Source organism: Mesorhizobium sp. (assembly GCF_004962925.1).
Lineage (GTDB): Bacteria > Pseudomonadota > Alphaproteobacteria > Rhizobiales > Rhizobiaceae > Mesorhizobium.
The window spans coordinates 1-15,289 of the sequence record NZ_SUEO01000155.1 but is presented as its reverse complement, the minus strand read 5'-3'; the positions used below and the strand labels follow the sequence as shown (position 1 = coordinate 15,289).

General features: G+C 63.8%; 15 protein-coding genes. 8 read left to right on the top strand and 7 right to left on the bottom strand.

Annotation, left to right across the window (positions count from 1 at the left end; genetic code table 11):
- The first annotated feature begins 118 nt into the window (after window positions 1–118).
- From E5W87_RS25250 to E5W87_RS25225, 6 genes are read left to right on the top strand one after another with little or no spacing between them, the layout of a single operon-like run.
- A complete protein-coding gene (locus tag E5W87_RS25250) occupies window positions 119–601 on the top strand; it encodes a (2Fe-2S)-binding protein (RefSeq protein WP_292403802.1) in 483 nt (160 codons plus the stop codon).
- A 14-nt stretch (window positions 602–615) separates the two neighbouring features.
- Window positions 616–1,983, top strand: coding sequence for a xanthine dehydrogenase family protein molybdopterin-binding subunit (locus E5W87_RS25245; protein ID WP_292403798.1), 1,368 nt, complete (start codon window positions 616–618; stop codon window positions 1,981–1,983).
- A 1-nt stretch (window position 1,984) separates the two neighbouring features.
- A complete protein-coding gene (locus E5W87_RS25240) occupies window positions 1,985–2,995 on the top strand; it encodes a molybdopterin cofactor-binding domain-containing protein (protein ID WP_292403795.1) in 1,011 nt (336 codons plus the stop codon).
- Between the two features lie 9 nt (window positions 2,996–3,004).
- On the top strand, window positions 3,005–3,886 hold the full coding sequence (locus E5W87_RS25235; protein ID WP_292403792.1) for a MoxR family ATPase: 882 nt from the start codon (window positions 3,005–3,007) through the stop codon (window positions 3,884–3,886).
- A gap of 53 nt (window positions 3,887–3,939) precedes the next feature.
- Window positions 3,940–5,016, top strand: a complete 1,077-nt coding sequence (locus tag E5W87_RS25230; RefSeq protein WP_367118874.1) for a VWA domain-containing protein — start codon at window positions 3,940–3,942, stop codon at window positions 5,014–5,016.
- The gene (locus E5W87_RS25225) at window positions 5,016–5,903 is read left to right on the top strand and encodes an amidohydrolase (RefSeq protein WP_292403786.1); all 888 of its coding nucleotides are present in this window, start codon (window positions 5,016–5,018) and stop codon (window positions 5,901–5,903) included. Before E5W87_RS25230 ends, E5W87_RS25225 begins: the two co-directional genes overlap by 1 nt.
- Window positions 5,904–5,996: 93 nt before the next feature.
- On the opposite strand, the gene E5W87_RS25220 is transcribed toward E5W87_RS25225, so the two are convergent.
- Window positions 5,997–7,430 (bottom strand): DHA2 family efflux MFS transporter permease subunit, encoded by a 1,434-nt coding sequence (locus E5W87_RS25220; protein WP_292403783.1) that lies wholly within the window; start codon window positions 7,428–7,430, stop codon window positions 5,997–5,999.
- 217 nt (window positions 7,431–7,647) lie between these two features.
- Between E5W87_RS25220 and E5W87_RS25215 the strand changes: the two genes are divergently transcribed.
- Window positions 7,648–8,649, top strand: coding sequence for an ornithine cyclodeaminase family protein (locus E5W87_RS25215; RefSeq protein WP_292403780.1), 1,002 nt, complete (start codon window positions 7,648–7,650; stop codon window positions 8,647–8,649).
- Window positions 8,646–10,127, top strand: a complete 1,482-nt coding sequence (gene hutH / locus E5W87_RS25210; RefSeq protein ID WP_292403777.1) for a histidine ammonia-lyase — start codon at window positions 8,646–8,648, stop codon at window positions 10,125–10,127. The genes E5W87_RS25215 and hutH overlap by 4 nt, the downstream gene beginning before the upstream one ends.
- Before the next feature lie 17 nt (window positions 10,128–10,144).
- Here the strand turns inward: hutH and purU are convergent, their stop codons facing one another.
- The 6 genes from purU to E5W87_RS25180 form a co-directional block, all read right to left on the bottom strand.
- Window positions 10,145–11,026, bottom strand: a complete 882-nt coding sequence (purU, locus tag E5W87_RS25205) for a formyltetrahydrofolate deformylase (protein WP_292403774.1) — start codon at window positions 11,024–11,026, stop codon at window positions 10,145–10,147.
- On the bottom strand, window positions 11,023–11,823 hold the full coding sequence (locus E5W87_RS25200; RefSeq protein WP_292403771.1) for a 3-methyl-2-oxobutanoate hydroxymethyltransferase: 801 nt from the start codon (window positions 11,821–11,823) through the stop codon (window positions 11,023–11,025). The genes purU and E5W87_RS25200 overlap by 4 nt, the downstream gene beginning before the upstream one ends.
- 37 nt (window positions 11,824–11,860) lie before the next feature.
- Window positions 11,861–12,175: a MocE family 2Fe-2S type ferredoxin gene (locus E5W87_RS25195; protein ID WP_292167569.1), complete on the bottom strand. Its 315-nt coding sequence runs from the start codon at window positions 12,173–12,175 to the stop codon at window positions 11,861–11,863.
- 44 nt (window positions 12,176–12,219) lie between these two features.
- Complete coding sequence (locus tag E5W87_RS25190) at window positions 12,220–13,308, bottom strand: fatty acid desaturase family protein (protein WP_292403768.1); 1,089 nt, start codon at window positions 13,306–13,308, stop codon at window positions 12,220–12,222.
- 91 nt (window positions 13,309–13,399) lie between these two features.
- Complete coding sequence (locus E5W87_RS25185; RefSeq protein WP_292403765.1) at window positions 13,400–14,581, bottom strand: aldose 1-epimerase family protein; 1,182 nt, start codon at window positions 14,579–14,581, stop codon at window positions 13,400–13,402.
- Between the two features lie 16 nt (window positions 14,582–14,597).
- A partial coding sequence (locus tag E5W87_RS25180; RefSeq protein WP_292403763.1) for an ATP-binding cassette domain-containing protein occupies window positions 14,598–15,289 on the bottom strand: 692 nt, incomplete at its 5' end.

Sequence of the window (15,289 nt, the reverse complement as noted above, 5' to 3'; positions counted from 1 at the left end):
CCGATCGCCAGTGCCTGGTATCGCAATGAAGTCCTGCCGGTCCACCTCGGCCGGCTGCTGCTCGGCTGAAATTGCTCATTGGGCGCGCGCTTGCCTGGCTGCGCGCAAGGAGGAAAACATGGCAAAGGTCCCGGTTCAGTTCACGCTCAACGGCGCAGAGAAGGCCGAATTCATCGACAGCGGCACGACGCTGCTCAACGCACTGCGCGACAAGATCGGCGACACCTCGCCGAAAGGCGGCTGCCACCAAGGCACATGCGGCGCCTGCTCGGTCATCCTTGACGGTGAACTCCGGCTCTCCTGCCTGACGCTGGCCGAGACCTGCAACGGCGCCGCTATCACCACGACGTCGGGGCTTTCTGAAGGCGGCGTTCTGCATCCCTTGCAGCGCGCCTTTCTCGATGCCTTTGCCACACAATGCGGCTTCTGCACGCCGGGAATGATCATGGCGGCCAAGGTGCTGCTCGACCATACGCCGAACCCCAGCCGCGACGAAGTGGTCGAGGCGCTGTCGGGCAATATCTGCCGCTGCACGGGCTACGAGCCGATCATCCAGGCGGTGCTGACCGCCGCACGGTCCAATTCGCAGCACGCGGCTTGAGGGGAGTAAAAAAGATGGAACTCCGCAAGAGCTATTTCGCCGACCAGCGCAAGGACGATCTCCACGAGATCGGCCAGCCCCGGCCGCGCTCCGATTCACCCGGTCATGTCACCGGCAAGACCGCCTATTTCGCCGACCGCAATTTTCCCGGCATGCTGCATCTGAAGATGGTGCGCAGCCCGCACCACCACGCCCGCATCCGCAGCATCGACATATCAGAGGTCGAGAAGCACCCGGGCGTGGTGAAAGTCCTGACCGCCAAGGATGTGCCGCACAATGTCTACACCATCCTGATCCTGATCCAGATCGGGCCGGAAGACGAGACGGTGCTTGCCGACGGCAAGGTGCGCTGGAAGGGCGAAGCCGTGGTTGCGATCCTGGCAGAGACGGAGCGTGCCGCGCAGGAAGCGGCGGCCAAGGTCAAAGTCGATTACGAGGTGCTGCCGGCCGTCTTCGACATGGAGGAAGCGCTGAAGCCCGGCGCGCCGATAGTCAACGAATATCACGGCCAGAATTATTACCTCTATGACAGCGGCGAATGCCGCAAAGTGCGCCTCGGCGATGTCGAGGCCGGCTTCGCCGGCGCCGACCACGTGCTCGAACAGGCCTACCAATCCTCGCCGATCGAACACGCGCCGACCGAGACGACCGGCTGCATCGTCGCCCCAGAGGGCAATGACCGCTTCACCTGCTACACCAACACGCAGGCGATGTTCTTCACCCTCGACAACGCCTCGATCATCCTGCAGATGCCCGGCAACAAGCTGCATTTCGTCGGCGGCACTGTCGGCGGTGGTTTTGGCGGCAAGGTCGACGTCATCGTCGAGCCGATCGCCATCCTCGGCGCCAAGCTGACCGGACGTCCGGTCTCCTTCATCTACAGCCGCGAGGAGGAGATGCAGATCTCCTCGCCGCGCGCCGCCGAGAAGGTCGTCATCAAGGATGGCGTCATGAAGGACGGCCGTATCGTCGCTCGGAAGGTCACCGGCTACACCGATGCCGGCGCCTATTCGCGCCATTCGCCCTATGGCGCGCAAAAGGGCGCTGGCCACTATCCCGGCCCCTACACGATCCCGAATGTCTGGATCGACACCTACTGCGTCTACACCAACCGCACGCCCTCCTCCGCCATGCGCGGCTTCGGCGTCACCATCGGCGATTTCGCGCTGGAGGTGCAGATGGACAAGCTCGCCAGGCTGATCGGCATGGACCCGCTCGAGTTCCGCTTCATCAACGCCTACCGCGACGGCGATATGAAGGCGCATCGCCAGCCGACCGAAGGCGCTGCGCTGATCGAGTGCATGCAGGAAGCCTCGCGCGCCGCCAACTGGCCGGTGGCGGAAAAGTACCTCTCCATGTCGTCCTACACGAAGGGAGCTTGAGATGGCGATCAGGCGCGGACGCGGCGTCGCCGCAATCAATTATCCGACCGGCATGAATCTCGGCGGCGACCCGACGCAGGCGCTGGTGCATTCGACACCGACCGGCAATTTCATGGTGACGCTGTCATCAGTCGATCTCGGCCAGGGCATGAAGCAGATCATGGCGCAGATCTGCGCCGAGACGATCGGCGTGCCGACCGACCGCGTCGTCGTCGACACCGCCGACACCGACACCGGCCCGCACTGCATGGGCACCTTCGCCTCGCGCGGCACGCACCGCGCCGGCAACGCCGTCATCCAGGCGGCCAGGGAAGCCCGCCAGGTGATGCTGGAAGTGGCGGCCGAGGAACTGGAAGTGAATGCCTCGGACCTCGAGACCGACGGCCAGGGTAACATCCTGGTCAAGGGTGCGCCGCAGAGATCGATCTCAATCTTCGATGTCGCGCTGTCGGCGCATTTCAAGCGCGGCCGCTCGATTTCCGGCCGCGGCATGTTCCTCATCCCGCGCTCGTACCCCGAAAAAGAGACCGGCGCGATGAAGCCGTCGACCTGTTATGCCCATGCCTGCACGGTGGCGGAGGTCGAGGTCGATGATGAGACCGGCGAAGTCACCGTGCTGACCGTGAAGAACGTTTTTGAGATCGGCCGCGCGCTGAACCCGAAACTGGTCGAACAGCAGCTCGTTGGCGGCTCATGGATGGGCATCAGCCATGCGCTCTACGAGACAACCGAACCCTATTATCCCAATCGCGATCATGGCGGCACCGACTTCAACCAATATCTGATGCCGGGACCGGGCGATCTTGCCGAAACCGAGATCATCGTGCTGGAACGGCCCTCGGCCGACGGACCGTACGGCGCCAAGGGACCGGGCGAAATGTGCGCCAACCCGCAAATCCCAGCGGTCGCCAATGCCGTCTTCGATGCCGTCGGCGTGCGCATCGACACACTGCCGATCACGCCGGAGCGCATACTACGCGCGCTGAAGGCGCAAGCCGGCGCGCCGAACTGAGTGCTGGAAATGCCCAAGAGAAGCGCAGAGACTGTCGCGACCTCGCCGGAGGCGGTGGCGTCGCGCCTCGCCGCTTCGCGCTATCTGACGGACGAGAGCCTGGCGACCGCCATCTTCCTGGCGATCAGGCTGGGCAAGCCACTGTTGCTTGAAGGCGCGCCGGGTGTCGGCAAGACCGAAGCGGCCAAGGCGATCGCCGATGTGCTCGGACGCGACCTGGTGCGGCTGCAATGCTACGAAGGCATCGACGCAGCACACGCGCTCTACGAATGGAACTACCAGCGCCAGTTGCTCGCCATCCGTCATGCCGGCGAGCATGAGGTCGACATCTATGACGACCGCTTTCTGATCGCGCGGCCGCTTCTGCAAGTGCTGAAGGCGCCGGAAAAGCGCGTGCTGCTGGTCGACGAGATCGACCGTTCCGATCATGAATTCGAAGCCTTGCTCCTGGAATTCCTTTCCGATTTCCAGATCAGCATTCCCGAGCGCGGCACCATCCGCGCGAGGGCGCAGCCGATCGTCATCCTGACCTCGAACCGCACCCGCGAACTGGCGGAAGCGCTGCGGCGGCGCTGCGTCTACCACTGGATCACCTATCCCGACGCCGAGCGCGAGGCCGAGATCATCATGCTTCGCGCCGGCGACGTCGCCGCGGCCACGGCGCGCGCCGTGGCTGCTGCCGTGCACGACATCCGCGCTCGGCCATTGGCGAAACCGCCGGGCATCGCCGAAGCGGTCGAATGGGCAAACGCCGCGACGATCCTCGAGAAAGGCGGTAGCCCGTGGCCGGAAGCCTTCCGCCGCGCCATCGGCGTGCTGATCAAGGACGAGGAGGACCTGTCCTATATCGCGCCTGAGCTTGGCCGGATCGTCGAGGAGGCACTGGCGTGAGCGCCGCAGCCTTACCCAGCGCCGCAGCACCCTTGCTCGGCTTTGGCCGGCTGCTGCGCCGTTACAGCTTTCCGGTGGCGCCCGAGCAGGTCTCGGGCTTCATGCAGGCGGTGACGCTGCTTGGCCCTCGTTCGATGAATGATATCCACGAGGCTGCCCTTGCCACGCTTGCGCCGCCGCCCGACCGCCGCGACGAATTCGAGGCGCATTTCCAAAGCTATTTCTACGGCAACACCCCGGCCGTGGTCGAAGGCGAAGCCGACGAGGAAACCCGCGTCAAGGACGACGGCGGTTCCAGCGATGAAGAGAGCGAGGTGACGCGCCAGGCGGAAGGCGGCGAGCTATCATCCGGCGCCGAACAGTTGAGCACCCGCGACTTCCAGCGTGACGGCGACGGGCTTGCCGCCTTCCGCCGCAAGCTTTCCGCCGCCCTGCCCGCTCGTCGTTCCTTCCGCACCGTACGCACGCACGTGCGCGGCAAGCTCGATCTGCGCCGGTCGCTGCGGGAAATCGTCAGCGCCGATGGCGATGTGCCATCGCCGCTGCTGCGCCGCAGGCAGACCGTGCCGCGCAAGCTGCTAATCCTGATCGACGTGTCGGGCTCGATGAAGCTGCATACATCGGACTATCTCAAACTGGCGCATGCGGCGGTGCAAGGCGCAGACCGGGCTGAAATTTTCACCTTCGGCACGCGGCTGACCCGCATCACCGGGGCGTTGCGCATCCGCGACCGCGACCAGGCGCTGGCCCGCGTGGCAGCACTGGTCGACGACTGGGACGGCGGCACCCAAATGGGACCGACGCTGCTCGCCTTCCTGTCAGTGCCGCGCTTTTCCGCTTTCGCGCGCGGGACGGCGGTCGTCATCCTGTCCGACGCGCTGGAGCGCGGCGATCACGCCGAGCTGGAAATGGCGATGCGCCGGCTGAGTGCCCGCGCCTTTCGGCTTTCGCTGGCGACGCCGTTGGCCGGCGATCCGCGTTTCCAGCCGGCGACGGCAGCACTTCGCGCCATCCTGCCGGTGCTCGACGATCTGATCGATGGTTCATCCATCGCGGGTCTCACCGATTTCATCCTGTCGCTCGCCCGCCCCGCTCCGGTGGCCGCAGCAATCTGGAAAAGGGTCTCATAATGCAAAAGGCGATCGACGCGCATTTCCACATCTGGCGCCAAGACGATCAGCCCTGGTTGCGCGGGCCGATGGTGCCGCGCATCTTCGGACCTTATGAACCGATCCGCCGCGACTATCCGATCGAGGAATTCCTTGCCGATCAGCAAGGCTCTGGCGTCGAAAAGGCGGTCTATGTCCAGACCAACTGGGCCAAGGAAGACTTCGAGAAGGAGGTCGCCTTCCTGCAGACGACCGCGGAGGAGACCGGCTGGCCGCATGCGGTCGTCGGCTATGCCGATATGACGGTGGACGATATCAGGCCCCAGATCGACCGGCTCAAAAAATACCCCCTGCTGCGCGGCGTGCGCATGCAACTGCACTGGCACGAAACACCGGCCTTCCGCTTCGCCACAGCACCGGATCAGGTCATCGATCCGAAGGTGCGGGCCAATGTGGCACGGCTGAAGGACTATGGCCTGTCCTTCGACCTGCAGCTTTTCCCGGCCCAGATGAGGGACGGGCTGACGCTTGTCGGCGAGCATCCTGAGACGAATTTCATCCTTACGCATGCCGGCATGCTGACCGACATGTCGGAGGAAACCACGGAAGCCTGGAAAGCCGGCCTGCGCACCCTGTCTACGGCACCCAACTTCTATGCCAAGCTGTCCGGCCTCGGCACCTTCGTCCACCGCAACGACCCGGCGCTGATCGCCTATATCGTCGACACTACGATTGACATCCTCGGCAGCGACCGTCTGATGTTCGGCTCGAACTTCCCGATCGAGAAGCTGTGGACCAGCCACGCCGAACTGATCAAGGCGCATCGCGCGGCGGTGGCCAAGCATGGTGCGGCGGCAGAGGCGGATATCTTCTGGAACACTGCGGAGAAGGTATATCGGCCGGTGTAGCGCAGCGCCTTTTCCTTCTCCCCTTGTGGAGAAGGAAAAGCTCCCTACTCCCGCCTCCGCCGACAGGACGGACACAGCGGCAGAGTTTCGGTCTCAATTCCGCGGAAGATGACCCGAGACCTCGGCGCCCGCGGCCGGCGGCAGCGCCAGGAAGCGGAACGAGGCGGCGAGCCCGATTGCACCGATCGCCAGGAAGGCGAGGCGGAAGTCTATGAGGTCAAGCGCCGGCCCGCTCCTCGCGATCTGCGACAGGTTAAGCAACGCGGCCGCGACCGCCACGCCGAACAGCATCGCTACCTGCTGCAGCATACTGGACAACGTCGCAGCCGAACTGCGCTGCGGCGGGGCCACATCGGCGAAGGCCAGCGTGTTAAGCGCGGTGAACTGCATCGAACGCGTCAATCCGGCAATCAGCATCAGCGCCACCACTAGCGCTTGCGGGGTCTGCGCCGAGATCGCCGCGCAGGCCATGATCGACAGCGATGCAATCACGCCGTTGACGACCAGCACCGAACGGAAACCGAAGTGCCTCAGCGTTGGCGTCGTCACCGCCTTCATGCCGAGATTGCCGAGGAAATAGGCGAGGATCAGCATGCCGGCACCGACCGGACTCAACCCGAAGCCGACCTGGAACAGCAGCGGCAGCAGGAACGGTGTCGCGTTGATTGCGACCCGGAAAATGGTGCCCGCCGACAGCGTCGATAGGGCGAAAGTCTGCACCTTGAACGCTGTGAGATCGAGCAGCGGATTTTTTGCACGCGCGAGATGCCGCACGGCCAACCAGCCGACAAGGACGCCAGCGGCAACCAGTGCCAGGGTCGGCAAGGCGCTGTCTTCCGAATGTGCGATGCGCTCGAGACCGTAAAGCATTGCGGCAAGCCCCACCGAGGTCAGCAGGAAGCCCGGCCAATCGAGCGGCTTGCTTTCGGAATCGCGGTCGCCGGGAATGAAACGGGCGACCAGCGCCAGGCCGGCCACGCCGAGCGGAATGTTGATGAAGAAATTCCAGTGCCAGGACAGATAAGTGGTGATGAAGCCGCCAAGCATCGGCCCGATCACCGGTGCGAACAGCGCCGGCCAGGTGATCAGCGCCGTGGCATTGAGCAGCTCGGACTTCGGTGCGTTGCGCAGCACCAGGATACGGCCGACCGGCGTCATCAGCGCACTGCCCAGGCCCTGTACCGCGCGCGCGGCGACGAACTGGGTGAGGTTCTGCGAGATGCCGCAGGCGATCGAGGCCAGCGTGAACAGGGCGATGGCAAGAAGGAAGATGTTGCGCGCGCCGAAGCGATCGGCGAGCCAGCCGGACAGCGGCACGAACACCGCCATGGTCAGCATATAGACAGTGATGCCGATGCTCATCGCCACCGCCGGCACGCCGAAGGATTCTCCCATCTGCGGCAGCGACGTCGAGATGATCGTCGAATCCAGAAGCTGCATGAAGAAGGCGACGGCGACAATCAGCGCCACGCGACGCGCCTGTGTCGCGCTTTCGGGCAAGGCTTCGTTTTCGGGAATGGCGGTCATGCGCAGAACTGTACGAGAGTTTTTCCCACGCCACTGGGAACCAGGCAATTGTCCGGCAAATCGATGACGCACCGGTTTGAACAGCATTTGGGCGGCGCCGTCCAGACATGGCCCAACAAACTTTCGTGTCGCGTTATGGCCTGTTATGCAATGAATTCACCTTGAGCTCGCGTTCACAACCCACGGCTCGTTTCGTTTCATCAGGACCGATCTGCGCATGAAACCCATCTACATCGACTATCTCAACGCCCTCGACATCGAAGCCCTTGATATGACCGATGCGGAAATCATCGGAGCGGTCGAGACCGGGCTGGTGGCGCAAGGCAACGGCCAGACGGTGATCGAGCCGCGCGTCCATCTCGAGCCGGACCCGTCCTTCAACGGCCATTTCAACGTCCTGCGCGGCTACGTCGCGCCGCTCGATGCGGCGGGCGTCAAGATCGTCGGCGACTATGTCGACAATTACCTGCACGGCCTGCCATCGGAATTCGGCATCCTCAACCTGTTCGACCCGCGCACCGGCACGCCGCGCGCCATACTCGACGCCACCGTGATCACCGACATGCGCACCGGCGCCGTCACCGCCATCGGCGCGAAACATCTGGCAAGAAAGACGTCCAAGGTTCTCGGCCATATCGGCGCCCGCGGCACCGCGTACTGGAACGTGCGCCTGCTCGACCATCTCTTCGATTTCGACGAGATCCGCGTTCATTCGCGCCGGCCGGAAAGCCGCGACGGCTTTGCCGCAAAGCTGTCCGCCGATCTCGGCAAGAAGGTCACGGCGGTTGCCGACTGGCGCGCTTGCGTCGAAGGCGCCGACATCGTCGTCGAGGCCTCGCGGTTGCCGGAACCACAGCCGTTGCTGAAGACGCAATGGATCAAGCCCGGCGCGCTGGTGATGCCCTATGGCACGATGAGCGCGGTGGAATTGTCGCTGACCGACATCATGGCCAAGATCGTCGTCGACGACTGGGGCCAGTGCAAGGGCGGCAAATTCGGCTCGCTGCGCGCCCATGTCGAGACCGGACGGCTGAGCGAACAGACGCTGCACGCCGAGCTTGGCCAGATCGCCGCTGGCCTCAAGCCGGGGCGCCAGAACGACGACGAAACGATCCTGTTCTGGCATCGCGGCCTGTCGCTCTCCGATATCGCGCTGGGCAAGGCAATGCTGGCCAAGGCGCAAGCGCAAGGTATCGGTCAGCGGCTGCGCTTCGCATGAGTGCGCTCGTCCTCACCGGAGCCGGCATCCGCATCGAGGATGTCGCGGCGGTTGCCCGTGACGGACGCAAGGTCGAGGTGTCGCCTGCCGTCCACGAGAGGCTGGACAGAGCGCGCAAGGTGCTCGATCGCGCCGCCGCCTCCGGCCAGCAGATCTACGGGTTCAACACCGGGCTCGGCGCCAATCTCGGCACGTCGGTCAGCGGCGACGCCAGTGCCTTCCAGCGCCAGTTGCTGGAAGGGCGCAGCGGGGCCGTGGGGGACGCGCTGCCGCAAGACATCGTGCGGGCGACGATGCTTGCCCGGGCTGGCATGTTTTCGGCCGGCGGTTCGGGCATTTCGTCAGAGGTTTTCAACGCACTCATCGACGCGCTCAATGCCGGCGTGCATCCGGTGATGCCGTCGCTGGGCTCGATCGGCGACAGCGACCTGGTGATGATGGCAACGCTCGGCCGCATGCTGACCGGCGACGGCGAAGCCGACTTTCAGGGCCGGCGCATGCCGGCGGCAAAGGCGCTGGCGATGGCGCGCCTGGCCCCCGTCAGCCTCGCGCCCAAGGACGGGCTGTCGCTGATAAGCGCCTCGGCGGTGTCCGCTGGCAGCGGCGCGCTGGCGGTGGCCGACGCACTGTCCGTCTTCGCACAGCAACAGCAGGCGGGCGCGCTGACCATGGAAGGCATCGGCGCCAACCAGACGATCCTCGATCCGCGCTTGCAGGCGGCGCGCCCGGCCGCTGGCCAGCAGCAGGCGGCAAAAGGCTTGCGCGACCTGCTGGCACGCAACGAGACGCCGGCGCCGGCCACCTTGCAGGACCCGCTGTCGATCCGCTGCATACCATCGATTCATGGTGCGCTGCTGCAGGCAATCGACCAGGCCAGACAGGCCGTCGAGATCGAGCTCAATGCCGCCGCCGACAACCCGCTGGTGCTGGGGGACGACGACATGGTGCTGTCGACCGGCAATTTCCACACCCCGTCGCTGTCGCTTGCCTTCGAGACGCTCGGCCTTGCCATCGCGCAATGTGCAGCCGCCTGTGCCGCCCGCTTCATCCAGCTCACCAGCTCCGGCCGCAACGGCCTGCCCAAATATCTGTCGCCGGTCGGCGGTGCCTCGGCCGGCTTCGTGCCGCTGCAAAAGACAGTGACCGCGATCCTCGCCGCCATTCGCCACAAGGCCAACCCGGTGATGCTCGACTTCCTGCCGGTCTCGGAAGGCGTCGAGGACCATGCGACGCAAGCACCGCTGGCCGTTTCGAAATGCGCCGAGATGATCGTGCTGTGGCAGCGGCTGATCGCCTTCGAGCTGATGGCGGCCGCACAGGCCGTAGACCTGCGCAACGGGCTGACATTGGCGCCGGCAACCGCCGCAATTCATGCGGCGGTGCGCGCGCTCGTCCTGCCGCTCGAGGAGGACAGACCCCAAGGCATCGATGCCGAGGCGATTTACGCAGCGCTCGCCAGTGGATCGTGGCAGGCGTAGCGCCGAACGACCGCTCGTTAAAAGACGATTGTCTTGTGGCCGTTGAGCATGACGCGAGCCTCAAGATGCAGCTTGACGGCGCGCGCCAGCACGCGGCTTTCGATATCGCGGCCGACGGCCACGAAATCCTCCGCGCTCATCGCATGGGTGACGCGCTCGGTTTCCTGTTCGATGATCGGGCCTTCGTCGAGATCGGATGTGACGTAATGCGCTGTCGCGCCGATCAGCTTGACGCCGCGGTCGAAGGCCTGGTGATAGGGCTTTGCGCCCTTGAAGCTTGGCAGGAAGGAATGGTGGATGTTGATCGCCCGCCCGTAAAGCCGGTCGGATAGTCCCTTCGAAAAGACCTGCATGTAGCGCGCCAGGACGACGAGTTCGGACCCCGTCTCCTGCACGAGGTCCAGCAGCTTCTGCTCCTGTTCGGCCTTGTTTTCCCTGGTCGTCGGCCAATGGTGGAAGGGAATATCCTCCATCTCGGCGAAGCGCCGGGCGTCTTCATGATTGGAGACGACGGCGGCGACCTGTGCATTCAGCCAGCCGACCCTGATCTGGTAAAGCAGGTGGAGAAACGCATGGTCGAATTTCGAGACCATGACGATGATCTTCGGGCGACGAGCCTGATCGACCAGCGCGGCCTTCATCCCAAACCGGTCAACGGACGATTTCAGGGCTCGCTCTAGATCGTCCTTGGTCGAGCCTGCCGGGCTGGTGAACGCGATCCGCATGAAAAAGCGATTGCTCTGCCGGTCCCAGAACTGGCTGCTTTCGGCGATGTTGGCGCCGTTCGCGGCAAGCTCCGTGGTGACCGCGGCAACGACCCCCGGCCGGTCTTCACACGAAAGATTGAGAATATAAACCGGCTTCACATCGCCGGTTCCGGCATTGCTGTCAGATTTCACGCGCCATCGACCCTTTTCATAAATAGACCGAGTTGGTCCGGGTCCATATGCACCACATGCTTGTCTTCGGGATAGGCCAGGCTGTTCACGTCGGCGACATATTCGGAGAAGGCGGCAACACGTTCCGCCTGCAGGCGGTCATATTCAGCGGCAAAATTGCGGTAGACCTTGGAATGGCGGGGCATGTGGCCGCGGTTCTGACCAAGGATGTCGTCAGCGAACAGATATTGCGCGTCACAGCCGGTGCCCGCCCCCATCGACAGCATGATCAGCGAGGTGCGTTCCGAGATTGCCTTGGCCACCTCGACCGGCACGACTTCGATCTCGGCGCCGACAGCACCTGCGGCCTCATACTGCTTGACCGCCTCGAAAATCTGCATGGCGCTGTCGGCGGTCTTGCCGACGGCCTTGAAGCCGCCGGTCCAAGTGGCGCGCGACGGGATCAGACCGACATGGCCGATCACCGGTATATTGTCGTCGGCCAGCCGTTTGACGGTGGCGAAGCCGGCGCTGCAATAGACCGCGTCGGCACTCGCCTTGTAGAGCCGGAACGCCCAGCGCACGAAATCGTCGGCTGTGCCGATCTCGTAGAAATTGTCGCCCGGCATGGTAAATAGGCTGGGTGCTGCATCGCGATATTGCGGGTTGAGCACCAACTCCGGCGGCACCGAGACAATATCGATCCCGGCTCTTTCGGCGGCCTCGGCCTCGTCCATCGTCAACACGCGCAGCATGGTCAGTTGCCGCTTGCCCTTCATGGCGCGCAGATCGGCGATCGTCGGTCTTTTACGGCTCATCGATTTTGGTCCCTTGTTGCGTGAAACGGAAGGCCGGTCAGGCGATTTGGATCATCACCTTGCCAGCCTCGACCTTGACCGGATAGGTCTGCAAATTGACGCAGACGGGAGCCCCTTTGGCTTGGCCGGTCTTGTAATTGAAGCGGCCATTGTGCTTGGGGCATTCGATGATGTCGTCCATGACAAGCCCGTCGGCAAGATGGGCCTTCTCATGCGTGCAAAACCCGTCCGTGGCGAAGAATTCGTCGTCAGGAGAACGGTAGATCGCGAAGGTGCGGCCGCCATGGTCGAAGCGGATGACATCCTCTTCTTCGACATCGTCAACGGCGCACGCTTCGACCCAATCGGCCATCTCTTTTTCTCCTGAAATTTCTGCAATGCAGCGGTGCGCAGTGGCTATTCCGCCGCCGCCGACATGTTCACTTCGTGGAACTCGCCACGATAGGGCCGCGCCGTCGGCGGCAGTTCGCGCTTGAGGAAATAGTCCTCGTATTTGAGCTGCCTGAGCAGAACCGGCCAGACCTCGCGATAGGCATGCCACATCGACGGGTTCGGCTCCGGCAGATCGTGCTTGATCATCTCGTGCAGCCTGGGCAACGCGTGATAGGGCACCATCGGGAACATGTGATGCTCCACGTGGTAGTTCATGTTCCAGTAGATGAACCGGCTGATCGGATTCATGTATACGGTGCGGGTGTTGAGCCGGTGGTCGATCACATTGTCGGCGAGGCCGATGTGCTGCAGCAGGCCAGTCAGCACCATGTGCCAGGTGCCGTAGAGGCGCGGCACGCCGATGATCACCAGCGGCACCCACGACCGCATAGTGAGGGCGAGCGCAATCGTGGCGATATAGATGGCGACATGCCAGCGCGCGGCGATGACGGCCTTGTGCTGTTCCATCTCGGGAACGTAGCTTTTCTCGTCGGGCGTGAGCTTGCCGAACGCTTGGCGCACCAGCGCCGGCAGCGAATAGCGAAAATCAAGGATACCGGTGAAAGCGAGCGCCGCACGCAAAAGGTCCGGCGGGCGCATTACGGCGATCTCGGCATCGCGTCCGACAATGATCGTATCGGTGTGGTGTCTGGCATGGCTCCAGCGCCAGGTCACCGGGTTGCGCATCAGCATGAAGCTGGCGATCTGGTAGACCACATCATTCATCCAGCGCGTCCGAAACGCCGTACCATGGCCGCATTCGTGCCAGCGCGAGTCGCTGGAGGAGCCGTAGAGCACGCCGTAGACGAAGAAGAACGGCACGCACCACCAGGTGCCCCAGAAATAGACGCCGCCCGCCGCCGAACCCAGAATGGCGACGACCCAGATGATCGTGTCGCGGATCGCCGGACCGTCGGAACGCTGCATCAACTCCTTGATCGCCTTGCGGGAGACGTCGGTGTGGTACCATTCGGCCGAAGCCAGCCCCGTCTCGATCGCCCTGCGCGTGCTCTCGCCGACCAGGCTGTAGTCACGCTTCACTGTGCCAGCCATTGTGACCTCCAAATCCCTATGGGCCGCGAGCCCTCCCCGCTCCGGCCGGACCCAGCCTCCCAACTGGTGCTTCGCATCGTCCTCGCCAAAATCACGACCTGCCTCCGAGTACCGGAAAATTGCCCGACGGCTGCGGATAATCCTGCAGCGGCTGCTTGGCGATTGCCGCGATCCGGCTTTCGGCGGCCGAGATATCACCAGCGCCGTCGAGAACCCGGAACACCGCATCGTAGGAGCGGCTCTCGCCATGCTCCAGCCAGATCATCTCGCCGCGTTGGCGCGCGGCCAGATTGCCGAGCACATGGTGCGTCGACGGCTCTATGCCCAGCGCATAGTGTCCAGCCTGGAAATTCTGCCATTCATAGGTGCAGGGCAACTGGTCCTTGCGTGTGACGACTTCAAGACCGAGGCCAAGACGGTCGTTGACCACGGCCACTGGCACCTCGCCTTTGGCGTCGGCGCCGAGCTCATGCTGCCAGACCTGCTCCTTGAAACCCAATTGCGGCGCCGGCACGGTGCGGTAACCGACCTTCTGCGCCTCGTAGCGTTCGCCGGCATGGCCCGCCCAGACGACGTCGCGGATCGGCGCCAGATAGCGCGAACCCTCGTCGAGTACAGGATGGCTGACGTTGATGTGGTAGAAATACATATGCGGCGTCCGGCTGAAGCCGTGATTGACGACCCGGTCCGAAAGCCGGATCTCATTGCCGCCGACATCGGCCTCGATCCGCCGCAGCAGATGCAGATCCTCGCCGAATACCGTCGATTGCTGGACGATAGCCTCGGCCCACAGCATGCAGCGGTCGCCGCTCCAGGCCTCGCCATAGCCGGTCAATCGCGCCGGGATGGTGCTGACGCGGCCATGCAGCGAATGGCGCACCGTCTTCTTCGGCGGATAATTGTAGCTGTCGGCCGGCACTTCATTCATGAACAGGATATGGTCGAGACCGCAGGTCAGCAACAGGCCGGAAAACGACCGCGCCCAGGCTAGCCCCTCCTCGCCTTCATACTCGTGCAGGCCGGGATGGCGAAAGCCACTCGGCGAATGCCAGCCGATCGCCTGGCCCTTGAAGTCGCAATCGGCGATATCGAGTGCCCGGTCGACCAGCGCGGTGAAACGCAGCCCGGAGCCGGTGCGGAATTCGAGCATGCGGATGCCGCGCTCGACGCCGTCGCCAAGCGTCATCAGCCGCACGCCGGCGAATTGCGACAGCATCCCCGAGCGCTCCGAAACCTGCCGGCGCGAAAGCCTCTTGCCGTAAAGCTCTACCATATGACGGCCAGTTCCTTCACTTTGCTCTCGTCTCCTTGAGCAGAGCCGACATGTCGGCACCGGTGATGATGCTCTCCACCGTCAACAGATCGGTATCGGCGACCGTCTGCTCGGCGACGATCTCGCCGCGGCGCATGACGATGATACGGTCGGCGACCTGGAAGACGTGATGGATATTGTGGGTGATCAAAAGCACCGAATGACCGGCCGCGCGCACCTCCTTGACGAAGCGCAGCACGCCGTGTGTTTCCTCGACGCCGAGATTGTTGGTCGGCTCGTCGAGGATGATGACTTTGGCCGCGAACTGCATGGCTCGCGAAATGGCGATCGACTGGCGCTCGCCGCCCGACAGCGTGCTGACCAGCGCATTGGCGTCGAGCTTTTTCGAAATGCCGACGCGCTTCAAAAGCGCCGCGGCGGCATCGCGCAGCTTGGCGAGATCGAGCGGCGCGAACACCCCCAGCCATTTTAGAGTGACCGGCTCGCGACCGAGAAAGAGATTGTGCGCGATGCTCAGGTCCGGCGCCAGCGACGTGTCCTGATGGATGGTCTCGATGCCGAGATCCATCGCGTCGCGTGTCGAGCGGATGGTGACTTTCTGGCCACGCACATAGATGTCGCCGCGGTCGACGGGAAACACGCCCGAGATCGCCTTGATCAGCGTGGATTTGCCGGCGCCATTGTCGCCGTGCAAGGCCACCACTTCGC